This window comes from Pseudomonas sp. BN606 (assembly GCF_029873115.1).
Taxonomy (GTDB): Bacteria; Pseudomonadota; Gammaproteobacteria; order Pseudomonadales; family Pseudomonadaceae; genus Metapseudomonas.
Genome location: NZ_SSOF01000022.1, coordinates 43,078 through 58,941, shown reverse-complemented (window position 1 = coordinate 58,941; position 15,864 = coordinate 43,078). Strand labels below are relative to the sequence as shown.

Here is a 15,864-nt window from a genome sequence, read left to right as displayed (position 1 = left end):
TGTCCACCTGCTCGATGCGGCCCTTGTTGAACACCGCCACGCGGTCGGACATGGACAGCGCCTCGCCCTGGTCGTGGGTGACGAAGATAAAGGTGATGCCGAGCTGGCGCTGCAACTTCTTCAACTCGCTCTGCATCTGCTCGCGCAGCTTCAGGTCCAATGCGCCGAGGGGTTCGTCAAGCAGCAGCACGCGCGGGCGATTGACCAATGCGCGAGCAAGGGCCACGCGCTGGCGCTGGCCGCCGGAAAGCTGCGCGGGCTTGCGGTCGCCGTAGCCGGCCAGGGCGACCATTCCGAGCGCTTCTTCGGCACGTGCCAGGCGCTCGGCGCGAGCTACGCCCTTCACCTTGAGGCCATAGGCGACGTTGTCGCGCACGTTCATGTGCGGGAACAGGGCGTAGTCCTGGAACACGGTGTTCACGTCGCGCTCGTAGGGCGGCAGGCCGGCGGCCTCTTCACCGTGGATGCGAATGGAACCCGAGGTGGGTTGCTCGAAGCCGGCGATCAGGCGCAGGCAGGTGGTCTTGCCCGAGCCCGAGGGGCCGAGCATGGAGAAGAACTCGCCGTCGCGGATCTCAATGGACACCCGGTCGACTGCCTTCACATCACCGTAGTGGCGGCAGACATCGGTGAACTGGACGGCTGTGGTCATGGATAGGGCTCCAGTGAGCTTTACTCCCTCTCCCTCCGGGAGAGGGCTGGGGAGAGGGCAACACCGCGCGGTGCCTGGCTACCCTCACCCCCGGCCCCTCTCCCAGAGCGAGAGGGGAGCTTTCATCGTGCTACGGACTGGACTGAGCGAGCGGCCTGAAGGCAAGGCGCCCCGCAGCGAGGCGCGAGACATATCTTCTGGCAGGCGACGCGCCGAGCGAGGACGCAACGCAGCCATCAGGTCGCGCAGCCAGTTCAGCGCCCGCCCATGATCGCGATATAGTCCTGCGTCCACCGGCTGTACGGCACGAACTTCCCACCCTGGGCTTCCGGGGTTTTCCAGAAGGCGATCTTGTCGAACTGGTCATAACCGTTGGTGGCGCAGCCACCGGGGCCGAGGAGTTCGCTGCTGGTGCAGCCCTTGGCAACCACGGGCAGCGAGCCGAACCAGGCGGCCAGGTCACCCTGGACCTTGGGTTGCAACGACCAGTCCATCCACTTGTAGGCGCAGTTCGGGTGCTTGGCGTCCACGTGCAGCATGGTGGTGTCGGCCCAGCCGGTGACCCCCTCTTTCGGGAACACCGTTTCCACCGGTTGCTTCTCGGCCTTCAAGGTATTGGCCATGTAGCCCCAGGTGCTGGAGGCGGCCACGCCTTCATTCTTGAAATCGCTCATCTGTACGGTCGCGTCATGCCAGTAGCGGTGCACCAGGCTGTGCTGCTTGCGCAGCAGGTCGAGCGCCGCGGCGTACTGCTCTTCGGTGAGCTGGTAGGGGTCCTGGATGCCCAGTTCCGGCCTGGCGGATTTCAGGTAGAGGGCGGCGTCGGCGATGTAGATCGGGCCGTCATAGGCCTGCACGCGCCCCTTGTTGGCCTTGCCATCGGCCAACTGCTGGGGCTCGAAGACCACGGCCCAGCTATCCGGCGCCTGCTTGAACAGCTTGGTGTTGTACATCAGCAGGTTCGGCCCCCATTGGTACGGGGTGCCATAGTGCACGCCTTTCACCGTGTGCCAGGGCGCGTCCTGGAGACGCTCGTCGAGGGTCTTCCAGTTGGGGATCAGATCCGGGTTGATCGGCTGTACCCGTTTGCCGAACACCAGGCGCAGCGAGGCGTCGCCGGAAGCGGTGACAAGGTCGTAGCCGCCCTTGGCCATCAGGCTGACCATCTCGTCGGACGTGGCGGCGGTCTTCACGTTGACCTTGCAGCCGCTGTCTTTCTCGAACTGAGTGACCCAGTCGTAGTTCTTGTCCGACTCGCCGCGTTCGATGTAGCCGGGCCAGGCGATGATGTCGAGCTGGCCTTCACCCTTGCCGAGCTGCTTCAGCGGTTCGGCAGCCTGGGCAGAGGCGATGAGGCAGGCGCAACTGACGGCGAATGAAAGGAAGGCTGGTTTGAACGAAGGCATTGTCGACTCCTGTTGTACATGACGTGCGGAGCCTGTTCGGCGGAACTACATGCCGTTGGCGATGCGATGAAAGCGCGCCGAAAAATACGGCCGCTACTCGCATTGAGCAGCGTAGTTCGGGGCTTTGGGGCTGACAAGGAAGGGTGCTTGGGAGTGGTGCGAGAGGTGTGGGAGCGAATTCATTCGCGAAAGGGGGAGCGCAGCTTCCCCGCGTGAACAAGGCAGATCTTCGATCTGCTTCGCGAATGAATTCGTGCGGTTGCACCCTCAGAAATGGATGGTCGCTTCACCCTTGTGCCAATTGCAGGGGCACAGCTCTTCTGTCAGCAGCGCGTCGAGCAGGCGCAGGGTTTCCTGCGGGTTACGACCTACCAGCAGATCGTTCACCGAGACATGGCGGATGACATTGTCCGGGTCGATGATGAAGGTCGCGCGCAGGGCCACGCCTTCGCGCCGGTCGATGATGCCCAGGGCGTTGGTCAGTTCGTGCCGGATGTCCGCCAACCAGGGAAAGCTCAGCCCTTTGAGGTCCTTGTGGTCGCGGCGCCAGGCGAGGTGGACGAACTCGCTGTCGGTGGAGGCCCCGATCAGCTGGGTGTCGCGGTCATTGAATTGCTCCAGCAGGTCCGCGAACGCCTTGATCTCGGTAGGACAGACGAAGGTGAAATCCTTGGGCCAGAAGAACAGCACCTTCCATTTGCCGAGGAGGCTGTCCTGATTGACGCGCTTGAAAGCGCTCTCCGGGGTGGCGGCGTGTTCCGAGTCGTGGTCTACCGCCAGCAGGTTGAACGCCGGCAGTTTGTCTCCGATGGTGAGCATGGCAGGTTGCTCCGGGCAGGAGGGGCACTGGAATGGAGCAAGTATGGAAGGCTCCCGCGACCTTGGAAAATGCGTCCGGGCAATGGCGACCATAGGAAGCTGGCTATGACCTTAGGTCGGAGGGTTATAGGACAAATTCCAAATCGCAACATATACATAGAACAATCGATCCCAAGGGCCGCACGAGGCCGGGCTAGACTGTTCGTTCCAGGGATGGCGGTTCCTTCGTTGACAACCGGGGGAACACCTCGCCGTCGCATTCCGTCCAACCCTGTACCGCCGCCAAATAGGGCGACATGGTCAGTTCGGTTCCGCGAGCTGCACCAGTCTGGGGCGCTACGACTGCGCGTGTGCTGCAAGTTATTGAAAGGCAAGCGGTTGTTGCGATGGCACGGGGCTTGCGACTGCGTATTCGCCCGTGGTGACAAGGAGTTAGGCATGTCCCGCACTTTTTATGACGAGATGTATGACGCGAGTGGCGAGTGCCGTCCGCATTACCGGGAATTCGCCCGCTGGCTGGCCGACACCCCCGAGGAGCTTCTGGCCCAGCGACGCCGTGAGGCTGACCTGTTATTCCACCGAGCCGGTATCACGTTCACTCTTTACGGCGATGAACAGGGTACCGAGCGCCTGATCCCCTTCGACACCATTCCCCGTGCCATTCCCATGAGCGAATGGCGGGTGGTTGAGAAAGGCTGCATTCAGCGTGTGAAGGCGCTGAACATGTTCCTCGCCGACCTCTATCACAACCAGCGGATCATCAAGGCCGGGATCATTCCTGCCGAGCAGGTGCTGGCCAACGAGGGCTACCAGATCGCCATGCAGGACCTGGATCTGCACCGCGATATCTACGCCCATATCGCCGGGGTCGACCTGGTGCGCGATGGTGATGGCACCTACTACGTGCTGGAAGACAACCTGCGCACCCCGAGCGGTGTCAGCTACATGCTCGAAGACCGCAAGATGATGATGCGGCTGTTTCCTGAGCTCTTCGCCGCCCAGCGCGTCGCCCCTATCGATCACTACCCGAACATGCTGCTGGACACGCTGAAGAGCTCCAGCCCGCTGGACAACCCCAGCGTGGTGGTGCTGACGCCGGGGCGCTTCAACAGCGCCTACTTCGAGCATGCCTTCCTCGCTCGCGAGATGGGCGTGGAGTTGGTGGAAGGGGCTGACCTGTTCGTCCGCGACGACCGGGTGTTCATGCGGACCACCGCCGGCCCGCAACCGGTCGACGTGATCTACCGCCGGCTGGACGATGCCTTCCTCGATCCGTTGGCGTTCAACCCCGAATCCATGCTTGGCGTGCCCGGCCTGCTGGCCGCCTACCGCTCCGGCAACGTGGTGCTGGCCAACGCCATCGGCACCGGCGTGGCGGACGACAAATCCATCTATCCCTACGTCGGCGACATGATCCGCTTCTACCTGGATGAGGAGCCCATCCTGAAGAACGTGCCCACTTGGCAATGCCGCAAGCCTGAAGAACTGTCCCATGTGCTGGCCCATCTGCCCGAACTGGTAGTCAAGGAAACCCAGGGCTCCGGCGGCTACGGCATGCTGGTGGGGCCGGCCGCCAGTGCCAAGGAAATCGAAGCCTTCCGCGAGCGCCTCAAGGCCCGCCCCGAGGCCTACATCGCCCAGCCCACGCTGTGTCTGTCCACCTGCCCGACCTTCGTCGAGAAGGGCATCGCCCCGCGCCACATCGACCTGCGGCCCTTCGTGCTCTCCGGGCGGGAAACCCGACTGGTGCCCGGCGGCCTGACCCGCGTGGCGCTGCGTGAAGGCTCCCTGGTGGTGAACTCATCCCAGGGTGGCGGTACCAAGGACACCTGGATCGTGGAGGACTGATCATGCTGAGCAGAACTGCCTCCGAGCTTTACTGGATGTCGCGCTACCTGGAGCGCGCGGAAAACCTGGCACGCATGCTGGAAGTCAGTTATTCGCTGTCGCTGATGCCCCAGGACGGCCGTGGCGATGGCCTGGACGAACTGGCCATGTCGCTGCTAAGCACCGGCACCCTGGAGCTTTATCAGGAGCGACATGGTGAGTTGAACGCCGGGCGCATGCTGCACTTCTTCGCCCTTGACGCAGACAACCAGGCGAGCATCTTCAGCTGTCTGCGCGCGGCCCGGATCAATGCCCATGCCGTGCGCGGGCGGATCACCGCCGACATCTGGGAGAACATCAACGCCACCTGGCTGGAGATGCTGAACATCTCCAACGAGGGTCTTGGCCGCTACGGAATCAGCCGTTTCTGCGAGTGGGTAAAGGAGCGCTCGCACCTGTTCCGCGGCGCCAGCTACGGCACCATCATGCGTGGCGAGGCCTACTGCTTCATTCGCCTGGGCACCTTCATCGAGCGCGCGGACAACACCCTGCGCCTACTGGACTCGCGCTACGAAATGTTTGGCGAAGAGTCAGAGGAGGTCAGCGACAGTTCCGCACGCGGCTACTACCAGTGGAGCGCGTTGCTCCGCGCCTTGTCGTCGTTCGAGGCCTACACCGAGGTGTATCGGGGCTCGCCCGATGCCCGTCAGGTTTCCGAGCTGCTTCTGCTTCGCGCCGACGTACCGCGTTCGCTGCGCGCGTGCATGGAAGAACTGAACGACATCCTCGCCCACCTGCCAGGAGACAACGGTCGCCCGGCCCAGCGCCTGGCCGCGGAATTGGACGCGCGGCTGCGTTACACCGCCATCGACGAAATCCTCGATGAGGGCCTGCACACGTGGCTCACCGACTTCATCCTGCTGGTCCGCCAACTGGCTCGGGCCATCCATAGCTCGTATCTGGAGGCTGTATGAAACTGTCCATCCGCCACGACACCACTTACCGCTACGACGACCAGGTCCGCGCGAGCATCCAGTACCTGCGCCTGACTCCCCAGGAAAACGAACGCCAGCACGTGCTCAGTTGGCAGTTGACCCTGCCGCGCCCGGTGCGTGCGCAGGTCGACCCCTTCGGCAACATCTTTCATGTACTGACCCTGGACGAGCCCCATGACTCCATCGTCATCAGCGCCCGTGGCCAGGTGGAGATCGACGAGAAACGTGAGGCCGAGCACGACAAACACTCGGCCTTGCCATTTCTGCGTTTCACCCGCCTGACCACGGCAGACGACGCCCTGCGGGAGTTCGCCGCGCTTGAGTGCGGGAACCGTCGTGATCGGGGTGGACTGATCGACCTGATGGAAGCGCTGCATGCGCAGATGCCCTTCAAGAAAGGTGTGACCCGCGTCGACAGCACCGCCGCCGAAGCCTTCGCCGGTCGTGCCGGAGTCTGCCAGGACCATACCCACGCATTCCTGGCCTGTGCCCGCAGCCTGGGCATTCCGGCGCGCTTCGTTTCCGGTTACCTGTACCAGGGCAATGACCAGAACCTCGCCAGCCACGCCTGGGCCGAAGCTTGGCTGGGCGATGCCTGGTACAGCTTCGACGTGACCAACAACCTGGCCCGCCCCGAGCGTCACCTGAAACTGGCGGTGGGACTGGACTACCTGGATGCCTGTCCGGTGCGCGGCATGCGTCGCGGCGGTGGCGGCGAGCAGATGCACGCCAAGGTGGACGCGCCGCCGTTGCTGGTGCAGGTGCAGTAACGCGAGCTTCCCGGCGTTCCGCGAGACCGGCCGCCCCTTTCTGCCAGCCCGCCAGGGCCGGCGGCCGGACATTCGACGCGGAGAGTCTCAACAAGGAGAACCGGCATGACCTATTGCGTCGCCATGCACCTGGCCGACGGCCTGGTGTTCGTATCGGACTCGCGAACCAATGCGGGCATCGATCACATCGCTACCTTCCGCAAGCTCTATACCTTCGGCGTTACCGGCGAGCGGCTGATCGTCCTGCAGAGCGCCGGCAACCTGGCTACATCGCAGTCCGTGGTCAACCTGCTCAAGCAACGCATAGGCGGTCCGGGACCGAATCTGAACACCGTGCCCACCCTCTACGACGCCACTGCGCTGGTGGCCGAAACCATTCGTGAAGTCATCGCCCGCGATGGTGCTCCGCTGGCGGGCAATACCGACCTGACCTGTTCGTTCCTGGTGGGTGGGCAAATCGCCGGCACCCCGCCGGACCTCTACAGCATCTATCCGCAAGGCAATTTCATCCAGGCCACTGTGGACACCCCCTTCCTGCAACTGGGGGAGAGCAAGTACGGCAAGCCGATCCTCGACCGCAACCTGGAATTCGACACCAGCCTGGAAGAGGGCCTGCGCTGTGCCCTGGTGTCGTTTGATTCCACCATCCGCAGCAACCTATCCGTAGGCATGCCACTGGACCTGCTGGTGTATCACCGCGACAGCCTGATTCTTCCCGCCGGCTACCGGGTGACCGAGGAAGACAAATACTTCGTCGACATCCGCCGCCAATGGGCGGAAGGACTGCAAGCCCTGATCAGCGAGTTGCCACCGCCACCGGTGGAATACAACGTGTGATCGGGGAGACCTTCGGCCTCCTTGGCGAATGAGTTCGCCCCTACGGGGACTGCGCCGAACTCACCTGCGGCACGATATCTACCCCTTCTCCCGCTGGGAGAGGGCTGGCGTGAGGGCGGTTGGGCAATGCAGGCACCCAACCTTCACCTGTAGGAGCGAATTCATTCGCGATAGCAATCCCCCCAGAAGCAGCCAGCGCTACAGGAAACCTACGGCGCCACCTTTCTCCCCGCCATGTGCTTCAGGTAGCCGATCAGCTGCCCGAGCTCTTCATCGGTGATGGCTTCTTTAGAGAAGCCCGGCATTCTGCCCTGGGGCCAGCGACGCAGGCTCTGTGGGTCGCGGATGTAGCGGGGGAGGAAGTCGCCGGCGAGGTATTCGGTGGGGTTATGAGGGATGTTCAGGTCCGGGCCGAACTGGGCATCACCCGCGCCGTTGAGGCGATGGCAAGCCAGGCAGTTTTTCTGGAACTGGTCGAAGCCGGCCTGTACTCCGGCGTCGGCGTTGTCGGCCGGGAGCAGGGCCGGGAAGCGCTCGGCCACGGAGGGCAGGTAGCGGATGCGTGCTACCTGGAAGGGCCATTGCTCCGGGCCGATGCGAGCGGCCTTGGGGTTGGTCCAGACCAGATAGAAGGGCCCGGCGCTGGGCTTGCCGGCAGCCAGCGGCGGCCATGGTTTGGCCGGGTCTTCGATGGCCAGCCAGGCGCGGGCGCCCTTGCTGTTCAACAGCGGAGCTGCAGCCAGTTCGGCGGCGAAGCCATCCAGCGCCACGGCCTGCAGGTGTTCGTCCGGCTTCACGCCTTCCAGCAATGCCGATAAAGGCACGGCGCGGTAGCGCATGGACTTCTTGTAGGAGACGTCATCGACAATGGTCACCTCCTGCGCTTGCGGATGGGCGAGCAGGGCGGCGGTATCCCAGGTGCGTGTGCCGCCGGGCATTTCCAGGGTCAGCTCGGCGGCGTGGAGCGGGGTGAAGCAGAACAGCAGGGCGAGAAGCGCATGGCGCATCGATCAGTCCTTGTGCAGGGCGGTTTTCAGGTCCAGGTAGCCGCCGCCATTGATCACCCGGCTGTAGCCCAGGTCCTTCAGGCTGTCCTGGGCGATACCGGAGCGGCGGCCGCTGCGGCAGTAGAGCACTATCGGGGTGTCCTTGTCCGGGGCGACCTCGGCAATTCGCTGGCTGATAGCTTCGTAGCCGATGTTGCGCGCGCCGGGAATGGTGCCTTCGGCCACTTCTTCGGGGGTTCGCACGTCGATCAACACGGCATTGGGTTGGCGCATCGCTTCGACGGCGGCGGCCTGATCAGTATCACCGGCGACGGCCGGCAGGCTCAGGGCAAGGGAGAGAGCAGCAAGCAGGGTACGCATGATGGCGGCTCCTGAATAAGGCGTGTCCCCCGAACCTAGCACAATTGATCGGAGGGGGCGCAGGCCAGTAGGATCGCGGTTTTCCGTCATAACCAGAGCTTAGTTCGACGCGCTGTTCGGCAGTCGGCAGCTTTTAAGGAGTGGCCATGCTGGCCGAGTTGTTCGCGGTCATGGCGCCGGTGCTGATCGCTGCCGGTCTCGGTTACGGTTGGGCCCGGTCGGGGCAGCCTTATCCCACGGAGTTCATCGCTCGCCTGGTGCTGAATATCGGCACGCCGAGTCTGGTGCTATCCACGCTCAGTCGCACCGAGATCGACCGCCACGCCTTCGGTCAGCTGGCTATCGCCTGTGTGCTGGTGATGCTCGTCATGGGGTTGATCGGCAGCCTGTTGAGCCGGGTGTTCCGCCAGGACTGGCGCATCCTGGTGCCGGCTTACCTGTTCCCCAACTCCGGCAACATGGGCCTGCCGATTGCCCTCTATGCCTTCGGTGAGAAGGGGCTGGCGCTGGCGGTGGCGTTCTTCCTCGTCCTCTCGGTGGGGCATTTCAGCCTGGGCTTGCTGCTCTCCGGTACCGAGCGTTCGCCGAAAAAGCTCCTGGTCAACCCGATCATCATCAGCCTTGCCCTGGCCCTGCCGTTGGTGATCTGGGACATCCAGTTGCCACTCTGGCTGGCCAACACCATCGGCTTGCTGGGTGGCATGACCATTCCCTTGATGCTGCTGACCCTCGGCGTGTCCCTGGCGAGTATTCGCGTTCATCACCTGGGCAACGGCATGCTTCTAGGTGCCTTGCGCATTCTGTGCGGAGCAGCCGCAGGGTGGCTGGTGGGCTGGATGCTCGGGCTGACGCCGCTCGCTCAGGGGGTACTGGTGATGCAGTCGGCGATGCCAGTAGCGGTTTTCAACTACCTGTTCGCGGTGCGCGCAGGGAGATCGCCTGAAGCGGTGGCGAGTCTGGTGATGTGCTCGACGCTGCTGTCCTTCGTGCTGATTCCGTTGCTGCTGGCGTGGTGGTTACCCGCGCTGCGTTGACCGCAGGGGCGGTACGCAGCACAGGACTACCAGTTGATGGGTAACAATTGACGATCAGCTGACCAGCCGGGTCAGGTTGGGAAGGATGAGAATGACGGTGGTGGCAAAGACGATAAGGCTCGCCTGCCGCATTTTCGGCTGCTTGAACATGGCCAACTGCCTTTTTTGTTGTTGGAGGTGCGTCGGTCTGGGCTCCCTACGGCCGGCCCGTAACCTCACCTTCCTCCGTGGCTTTTGACAAATCACCACTCCGGCAAAACCCGGCAGCGGCTGCTTGCATTTCAAACTCTAGGGCCGGCATCACATTCCGCTTATACCGGTTGGTAACTAGTGCGTTGCTGCTAGTAATGCGCGGCTATTGAGGGTGGCTGATCGCTATCGACCAGCCCCGAAGCCAGACACTTCCCTTTCGCCTTCGCCAGCAACTGGCCATCAGCCGACCGTTCGTCTGAGCGCAGCGGTCAATGTGGCTGAGCTTTTCCGTCATTGAGCCAATGGCCTATAGCGATAAGGTAGCCACAGCCTGCCAGGACACCGGTGGTCGACACACAAGAACAACGGGCACCAGCGGTGCCGCCTAGCTGCCTCAAGAGGACGCCATGACCGAAGCATTCATTTACGACGCGGTGCGTACACCCCGCGGCAAGGGCAAGAAGGACGGCGCTCTGCACAGCGTCAAGCCGGTCAATCTGATCGCCGGGCTGCTCCGCGCCCTGGCCGAGCGCAACGACCTGGATACCAGCCAGGTTGACGACATCGTCCTCGGCTGCGTGACGCCGGTGGGCGACCAGGGCGCCGATATCGCCAAGACCGCAGCGCTGGTTGCCGACTGGGACGAGACCGTTTCCGGCCAACAGATCAACCGTTTCTGCGCTTCGGGCCTGGAAGCGGTGAACCTGGCTGCGATGAAGGTGCGTTCCGGCTTCGAGGATCTGGTGGTGGCCGGCGGCGTGGAATCCATGTCCCGTGTGCCCATGGGGTCCGACGGTGGTGCCTGGGCCATGGACCCGGAAACCAACCTTCACACCAGTTTCGTGCCCCAAGGCATTGGTGCCGACCTGATCGCCACCCTCGAAGGCTTCAGCCGCACGGATGTCGATGCATTCGCCCTGCGCTCCCAACAGAAAGCCGCGCGTGCCCGCGCCGAAGGTGCGTTCAGGAAATCCCTGGTACCGGTCACCGACCAGAACGGCGTCGTCCTGCTCGACCATGACGAGTTCATTCGCGGCGACTCCACCCTGGAAGGCCTGGGGGCGCTCAAGCCAAGCTTCGAAATGATGGGGCAGATGGGCTTCGACGCAACCGCCCTGCGCAAGTACAGCCAGGTCGAGCGCATCGAGCACGTGCACACGCCGGGCAACAGCTCCGGCATCGTCGACGGCGCCGCCGCCATGCTCATCGGCTCAGCGGCCAAGGGCAAGGAGCTGGGCCTGAAACCCCGCGCGCGCATCGTCGCCACCGCGGTCACCAGCACCGACCCGACCATCATGCTTACCGGCCCCGCGCCGGCCACTCGCAAGGCGCTGGCCAAGGCCGGCCTGAGTGTGGCCGACATCGACCTGTTCGAGGTCAACGAAGCCTTCGCCTCGGTGGTGATGAAGTTCATGAAGGACATGGGCGTGCCGGAAGAGAAGGTCAATGTCAACGGCGGCTCCATCGCCATGGGCCACCCGCTTGGCGCCACCGGCTGCGCCATCCTCGGCACCCTGCTGGACGAACTGGAAGCGCGCAACCTGCGCTACGGCCTGGCGACGCTGTGCGTCGGCGGCGGCATGGGTATCGCAACGATTATCGAGCGAATCTGATCCGACTGGAGGAGCGAGCTCTGCTCGCGAATAGTGCCCCTGTGAGGGGTGTTCGCAAGCGGAGCTCGCTCCTACGGCGACTGCGAATGGGACATAAGAAATGACTGACGCCATCCGTTACGAAAAAGGCCAGGACAACATCGTCGTCCTGACCATGGACATGCCGGGCCAGAGCGCCAACACCATGAACGCGGTGTACCGCGAAGCCATGGCCAAGGCAGTCGAACGACTGGAAGCCGAGAAGGACGCGATTGCCGGTGTGATCATCACGTCGGCCAAGAAGACCTTCTTCGCTGGCGGCGACCTCAATGAGCTGATCAAGGTCACCAAGGCCGACGCCAACGCCTTCTATCAGATGGTGCTGGGCCTCAAGGGCCAACTGCGCCGCCTAGAAACCCTCGGCAAACCGGTGGTGGCTGCCATCAACGGCGCTGCCCTGGGCGGCGGCTGGGAAATCTGCCTGGCCTGTCATCATCGCATCGCCGTCAACGACAACAGCGTGCAACTCGGCCTGCCTGAAGTGACCCTCGGCCTGCTGCCGGGCGGCGGCGGCGTGGTGCGTATGGTGCGCCTGCTGGGGATCGAGAAGGCGCTGCCGTACCTCGCCGAGGGCCGCAAGGTACGCCCGGAGCAGGCGCTCAAGGCCGGCCTGATCCACGACCTGGCACAGACCCCGGATGAGATGCTGGCCAAGGCCCGCGCCTGGATTGCCGCCAATCCCAAGGCGGCGCAACCCTGGGACACCGCCGGCTATAAGATTCCCGGCGGCACGCCGTCCAGCCCCAATGTGGCGCAGATGCTCGCCATCGCTCCTTCTGTCCTGCGGGACAAGACCAAGGGCTGCTTCCCGGCGCCGGAGAAGATCATGTGCGCGGCAGTCGAAGGCGCCCAGGTGGACTTCGATACCGCCCAACTGATCGAGGCTCGCTATTTCACCGAGCTGACCACCGGCCAGGTGGCGAAGAACATGATCGGCACCTTCTGGTTCCAGCTGAACGAAATCAACGCTGGCAGCTCGCGGCCCAAAGGCCCGGCGCCCTATGTGACGAAGAAAGTGGGTGTGCTCGGCGCCGGCATGATGGGGGCGGGCATTGCCTACGTCTCCGCTATCGCCGGTATCGAGGTGGTACTGAAGGACGTATCGCTGGAATCTGCGGAGAAGGGCAAGGCCTATTCCCAGGGCCTGCTCGATCAACTCGTCAGCCGCGGCCATATGGCGGCGGAGAAGCGTGATGTCATCCTCGCCCGAATCAAGGCCACTGACAGCGATGCGGATTTTGACGGTTGCGACCTGATCATCGAGGCCGTATTCGAGAACCGTGAGCTGAAGGCCAAGGTCAGCGTCGCTGCCGAAGCCGCGGCGTTGCCGGATGCGGTGATCGCCTCCAACACCTCGACCCTGCCCATCACCGGCCTGGCCCAGGCGGTGTCCAGGCCCGAGAAATTCATCGGCCTGCACTTCTTCAGCCCGGTGGATCGCATGCCGTTGGTGGAGATCATTCGTGGCGAGAAAACCTCGGATGAAACCCTTGCGCGCGGCTTCGACTACGTCCTGCAGATCAAGAAGACCCCCATCGTTGTCAACGACAGCCGTGGCTTCTTCACCTCACGCGTGTTCGGCACCTTCACCAATGAAGGGATCGCCATGCTGGGCGAAGGCGTTTCCGCCGCGATGATCGAGAACGAGACGCGCAAGGCCGGCATGCCGGTAGGGCCTCTGGCGATTTCCGATGAAGTCTCCATGAGTCTGATGACCCACATCCGCAACCAGACCGCTGAAGACCTCAAGACCGAGGGCAAGGCGATGCCGCAGCATCCGGCCTTCGCCGTGATCGACCTGATGGTCAACGAGTACAAGCGGCCGGGCAAGGCAGCGGGTGGTGGTTTCTACGATTATCCAGTGGGCGGCAGGAAGCAGCTCTGGCCGGAGTTGAAGACACGCTTCGAGAAGGCCGACAAGCAGATCCCGCAGGAAGACGTGCGTGATCGCATCCTGTTCATCCAGGCCATCGAGACCGTGCGTTGCGTAGAGGAGGGCGTATTGCTGTCGACGGCGGATGCCAACATCGGCTCCATCTTCGGCATCGGCTTCGCCGCTTGGACCGGGGGCGTGCTGCAGTTCATCAACCAGTACGGCCCGCGCGACTTCGTCGCCCGCGCCCGCTATCTGGCCGAGCAATACGGCGAGCGGTTCGAGCCGCCAGCGCTGTTGCTGGACAAGGCGGCCCGGGGCGAGCACTTCTAGTTTCCAGCTTCGTATAAAAAAACCGGCTCGATAAGAGCCGGTTTTTTTGTTCGCGGTGTGGATTCACACCTTGGCGAAGCGGCTTTCCAGATAACGGATGATGTCGTTGGACTCGTACATCCAGCGGCTCTCGCCGTTCTCTTCAATCCGCAGGCAGGGCACCTTGACCTTGCCGCCACCGGCCAGCAGGGCAGCGCGATGGGTTTCATCATTCTTCGCGTCGCGAAGGGTGATCGGCACGTTCAGCCGATGCATGGCGCGGCGGGTTTTCACGCAGAAGGGGCAGGCGTTGAACTGATATAGCGCGAGGCTGGCGGCCTCTTCAGCGACCCGGGATTGCGATTCCGGGCTGCGGCGCTGCTTGCGCGGACGGGTGATGAAGTCGAGGAAGATGATCAGTTGGCCCAGGCCGACTCGTAATGCCTTGATGAACACGGTGGCGCACCCTTGAGTGGAAAAACGGGGCGGCAGTTTACCGGAACTTGCCGGGTTCAGCCGACATTCACGCCAGAAGGCTGCTGTAGCACTTCAGGGAGTTGACGTCGAACGCGGCCGGCAGCTGCAGTTCACGCTCGGTCGGCGGATTGCCGGATTGCACACCCAAGGCGCGTTCGTTGGCAATGGCGCGGGCGATGTTGTGGTTGGCCTCGATGTTCTTGGCGACAGCACCCACCGAACCGTGCGCGCAGCCGATCAAGGAAAAGCCATTGGTCATGAATGCCAGGGCGGCAAGGAAATAGAGTCGGTTCTTGTGCTGCTTCATCGTCGTCGGCCTGTTCCTGGTATCAGCCTTGGGTCTTGCCGCTGGGCTTCTTCTGGCTCGCCAGCAGCACGGGAATGCTCTGGCTGAGTTGCTGGTAGAAGCTCATGGAGCCGTCTGTCGGGCTCACCCCGATGCGGCCGCGCTCGTAACCGAAGCTGACAGCAAGGACCACCATCACCACGACGAAATACAGGCCGAGGCTGGCGAGGGCGCCATTGCGTGCGTATTTGATGGTGAGGTTGCTCATGACTGGACTCCGCGACCGGGGGGACTGGGTGGTGCGTAGAGTCGCGAAAATCCTTTCGATGAAAAAACGACCTTCAAGCATGGTAAGTATCGACGGGACCAATAGTTCCCGAGGGCGGCGTAAATTTTACTTGACGTGTCCTGCGAGCCCCCGAATTAGAGCGGCGCCGTGTTGCGGCCGCGGTGGGAGAAGCGGGGCGTCTGCAGCAGCCTATCGCCCCGTTAGGCGCTGGCTATCGCTGGGCGGATCAAGCGGTATTTCAATCACATCTTCTCTGTGTTAAATAAAACGCACATTTCCCCCACATAGAGCCTCTCTGCATTTCAGGAACCATGAGCTAATGCCACTTCGCATCTGCATTCTCGAAACTGACATTCTCCGCCCCGAGCTGATCGACCAGTACAAAGGCTACGGCCTGATGTTCGAGCAGCTATTTTCCAAGCAGCCGATTCCCGCGGAGTTCAGTGTCTACAACGTTGTGCAGGGGCATTACCCACCCGAGGGCGAGAAGTTCGACGCGTACCTGGTAACCGGCAGCAAGGCAGACTCCTTCGGAACCGACCCGTGGATTCTGAAGCTCAAGGAGTTCCTGTTGGCGCGCTACGACGCCGGCGACAAGCTACTGGGCGTCTGCTTCGGTCACCAGTTGCTGGCGCTGTTGCTGGGCGGCCGTACCGAGCGTGCCACCCAGGGCTGGGGTGTGGGCACCCATAGCTACCAGCTGAAACAGAAGCCGGAATGGATGACCCCTGCGCTGGACGATTTGACGTTGCTGATCAGCCATCAGGATCAGGTCACCCAACTGCCCGAGAATGCCACGCTGCTGGCCTCCAGTGATTTCTGCCCGAATGCGGCTTACTCCGTTGGGGATCAGGTGCTGTGCTTCCAGGGGCATCCGGAGTTCGTCGCAGACTATTCCCGCGCCATTCTGGACCTACGCCAGGACTTCCTGGGCGATGAGGTCTACAAGCAGGGCGTGAGCAGCCTGGATCGCAACCATCAGGGCGCCGCTGTCGCCGAGTGGATGATGCGATTCGTCGCTCGCGACCGCGCAGCCTGATAGCCGCTCGGCAGCAAGATAAGCCCGCCAATGGCGG

The 15,864-nt window shown here is 62.9% G+C and carries 16 protein-coding genes; 8 read left to right on the top strand and 8 right to left on the bottom strand.

Annotated elements, in window-relative coordinates:
• The 3 genes from E8E75_RS00495 to E8E75_RS00485 all read right to left on the bottom strand — a co-directional run.
• Positions 1 to 652 (bottom strand): ATP-binding cassette domain-containing protein (locus E8E75_RS00495; RefSeq protein WP_280357697.1); only part of this gene is annotated, 652 nt, incomplete at its 3' end.
• Between the two features lie 254 nt (positions 653 to 906).
• On the bottom strand, positions 907 to 2,058 hold the full coding sequence (gene ydcS / locus E8E75_RS00490; RefSeq protein ID WP_120651563.1) for a putative ABC transporter substrate-binding protein YdcS: 1,152 nt from the start codon (positions 2,056 to 2,058) through the stop codon (positions 907 to 909).
• Positions 2,059 to 2,325: 267 nt separating this feature from the next.
• Positions 2,326 to 2,877 carry a peroxiredoxin gene (locus E8E75_RS00485; RefSeq protein ID WP_120651562.1) on the bottom strand — a complete coding sequence of 184 codons (552 nt, stop codon included), beginning with the start codon at positions 2,875 to 2,877 and terminating at the stop codon, positions 2,326 to 2,328.
• Positions 2,878 to 3,315: 438 nt separating this feature from the next.
• Between E8E75_RS00485 and E8E75_RS00480 the strand changes: the two genes are divergently transcribed.
• From E8E75_RS00480 to E8E75_RS00465, 4 genes are all read left to right on the top strand, one after another.
• A complete protein-coding gene (locus E8E75_RS00480) occupies positions 3,316 to 4,725 on the top strand; it encodes a circularly permuted type 2 ATP-grasp protein (protein ID WP_120651561.1) in 1,410 nt (469 codons plus the stop codon).
• A 2-nt stretch (positions 4,726 to 4,727) separates the two neighbouring features.
• Positions 4,728 to 5,678 (top strand): alpha-E domain-containing protein, encoded by a 951-nt coding sequence (locus E8E75_RS00475; protein WP_120651560.1) that lies wholly within the window; start codon positions 4,728 to 4,730, stop codon positions 5,676 to 5,678.
• Entirely contained in the window at positions 5,675 to 6,469 is a 795-nt protein-coding gene (locus tag E8E75_RS00470; RefSeq protein WP_120651559.1) for a transglutaminase family protein, read from the top strand. Before E8E75_RS00475 ends, E8E75_RS00470 begins: the two co-directional genes overlap by 4 nt.
• Positions 6,470 to 6,574: 105 nt before the next feature.
• Positions 6,575 to 7,306, top strand: a complete 732-nt coding sequence (locus E8E75_RS00465) for a proteasome-type protease (protein WP_120651558.1) — start codon at positions 6,575 to 6,577, stop codon at positions 7,304 to 7,306.
• Positions 7,307 to 7,515: 209 nt separating this feature from the next.
• On the opposite strand, the gene E8E75_RS00460 is transcribed toward E8E75_RS00465, so the two are convergent.
• Positions 7,516 to 8,313 (bottom strand): cytochrome c, encoded by a 798-nt coding sequence (locus E8E75_RS00460; RefSeq protein ID WP_120651557.1) that lies wholly within the window; start codon positions 8,311 to 8,313, stop codon positions 7,516 to 7,518.
• Positions 8,314 to 8,316: 3 nt separating this feature from the next.
• Complete coding sequence (locus E8E75_RS00455) at positions 8,317 to 8,673, bottom strand: rhodanese-like domain-containing protein (protein ID WP_120651556.1); 357 nt, start codon at positions 8,671 to 8,673, stop codon at positions 8,317 to 8,319.
• Between the two features lie 146 nt (positions 8,674 to 8,819).
• On the opposite strand from E8E75_RS00455, the gene E8E75_RS00450 reads away from it, so the two are divergent.
• From E8E75_RS00450 to E8E75_RS00440, 3 genes are all read left to right on the top strand, one after another.
• The gene (locus E8E75_RS00450; RefSeq protein WP_120651555.1) at positions 8,820 to 9,707 is read left to right on the top strand and encodes an AEC family transporter; all 888 of its coding nucleotides are present in this window, start codon (positions 8,820 to 8,822) and stop codon (positions 9,705 to 9,707) included.
• A gap of 599 nt (positions 9,708 to 10,306) precedes the next feature.
• On the top strand, positions 10,307 to 11,512 hold the full coding sequence (locus E8E75_RS00445) for an acetyl-CoA C-acetyltransferase (protein WP_153921175.1): 1,206 nt from the start codon (positions 10,307 to 10,309) through the stop codon (positions 11,510 to 11,512).
• 100 nt (positions 11,513 to 11,612) lie between these two features.
• On the top strand, positions 11,613 to 13,757 hold the full coding sequence (locus tag E8E75_RS00440) for a 3-hydroxyacyl-CoA dehydrogenase NAD-binding domain-containing protein (protein WP_120651553.1): 2,145 nt from the start codon (positions 11,613 to 11,615) through the stop codon (positions 13,755 to 13,757).
• Positions 13,758 to 13,820: 63 nt separating this feature from the next.
• Here the strand turns inward: E8E75_RS00440 and E8E75_RS00435 are convergent, their stop codons facing one another.
• The 3 genes from E8E75_RS00435 to E8E75_RS00425 all read right to left on the bottom strand — a co-directional run bounded on the left by E8E75_RS00435 (position 13,821) and on the right by E8E75_RS00425 (position 14,767).
• Positions 13,821 to 14,192, bottom strand: coding sequence for a glutathione S-transferase N-terminal domain-containing protein (locus tag E8E75_RS00435; RefSeq protein WP_120651552.1), 372 nt, complete (start codon positions 14,190 to 14,192; stop codon positions 13,821 to 13,823).
• A gap of 67 nt (positions 14,193 to 14,259) precedes the next feature.
• Positions 14,260 to 14,520: a hypothetical protein gene (locus tag E8E75_RS00430; RefSeq protein WP_120651551.1), complete on the bottom strand. Its 261-nt coding sequence runs from the start codon at positions 14,518 to 14,520 to the stop codon at positions 14,260 to 14,262.
• A 22-nt stretch (positions 14,521 to 14,542) separates the two neighbouring features.
• Positions 14,543 to 14,767 (bottom strand): hypothetical protein, encoded by a 225-nt coding sequence (locus E8E75_RS00425; protein ID WP_120651550.1) that lies wholly within the window; start codon positions 14,765 to 14,767, stop codon positions 14,543 to 14,545.
• A 340-nt stretch (positions 14,768 to 15,107) separates the two neighbouring features.
• Here E8E75_RS00425 and E8E75_RS00420 point away from each other — a divergent pair, with 340 nt between their 5' ends.
• Entirely contained in the window at positions 15,108 to 15,827 is a 720-nt protein-coding gene (locus E8E75_RS00420) for an amidotransferase (protein ID WP_120651549.1), read from the top strand.
• Positions 15,828 to 15,864: the final 37 nt, after the last annotated feature.

Coding starts and splice junctions, on each gene's coding strand:
- E8E75_RS00480 (WP_120651561.1), top strand. CDS start 3,316: ATGTCCCGCACTTTTTATGACGAGATGTATGACGCGAGTGGCGAGTGC.
- E8E75_RS00440 (WP_120651553.1), top strand. CDS start 11,613: ATGACTGACGCCATCCGTTACGAAAAAGGCCAGGACAACATCGTCGTC.
- E8E75_RS00485 (WP_120651562.1), bottom strand. CDS start 2,877: ATGCTCACCATCGGAGACAAACTGCCGGCGTTCAACCTGCTGGCGGTA.
- E8E75_RS00420 (WP_120651549.1), top strand. CDS start 15,108: ATGCCACTTCGCATCTGCATTCTCGAAACTGACATTCTCCGCCCCGAG.
- E8E75_RS00425 (WP_120651550.1), bottom strand. CDS start 14,767: ATGAGCAACCTCACCATCAAATACGCACGCAATGGCGCCCTCGCCAGC.
- E8E75_RS00475 (WP_120651560.1), top strand. CDS start 4,728: ATGCTGAGCAGAACTGCCTCCGAGCTTTACTGGATGTCGCGCTACCTG.
- E8E75_RS00450 (WP_120651555.1), top strand. CDS start 8,820: ATGCTGGCCGAGTTGTTCGCGGTCATGGCGCCGGTGCTGATCGCTGCC.
- E8E75_RS00455 (WP_120651556.1), bottom strand. CDS start 8,673: ATGCGTACCCTGCTTGCTGCTCTCTCCCTTGCCCTGAGCCTGCCGGCC.
- ydcS (WP_120651563.1), bottom strand. CDS start 2,058: ATGCCTTCGTTCAAACCAGCCTTCCTTTCATTCGCCGTCAGTTGCGCC.
- E8E75_RS00465 (WP_120651558.1), top strand. CDS start 6,575: ATGACCTATTGCGTCGCCATGCACCTGGCCGACGGCCTGGTGTTCGTA.
- E8E75_RS00445 (WP_153921175.1), top strand. CDS start 10,307: ATGACCGAAGCATTCATTTACGACGCGGTGCGTACACCCCGCGGCAAG.
- E8E75_RS00470 (WP_120651559.1), top strand. CDS start 5,675: ATGAAACTGTCCATCCGCCACGACACCACTTACCGCTACGACGACCAG.
- E8E75_RS00430 (WP_120651551.1), bottom strand. CDS start 14,520: ATGAAGCAGCACAAGAACCGACTCTATTTCCTTGCCGCCCTGGCATTC.
- E8E75_RS00460 (WP_120651557.1), bottom strand. CDS start 8,313: ATGCGCCATGCGCTTCTCGCCCTGCTGTTCTGCTTCACCCCGCTCCAC.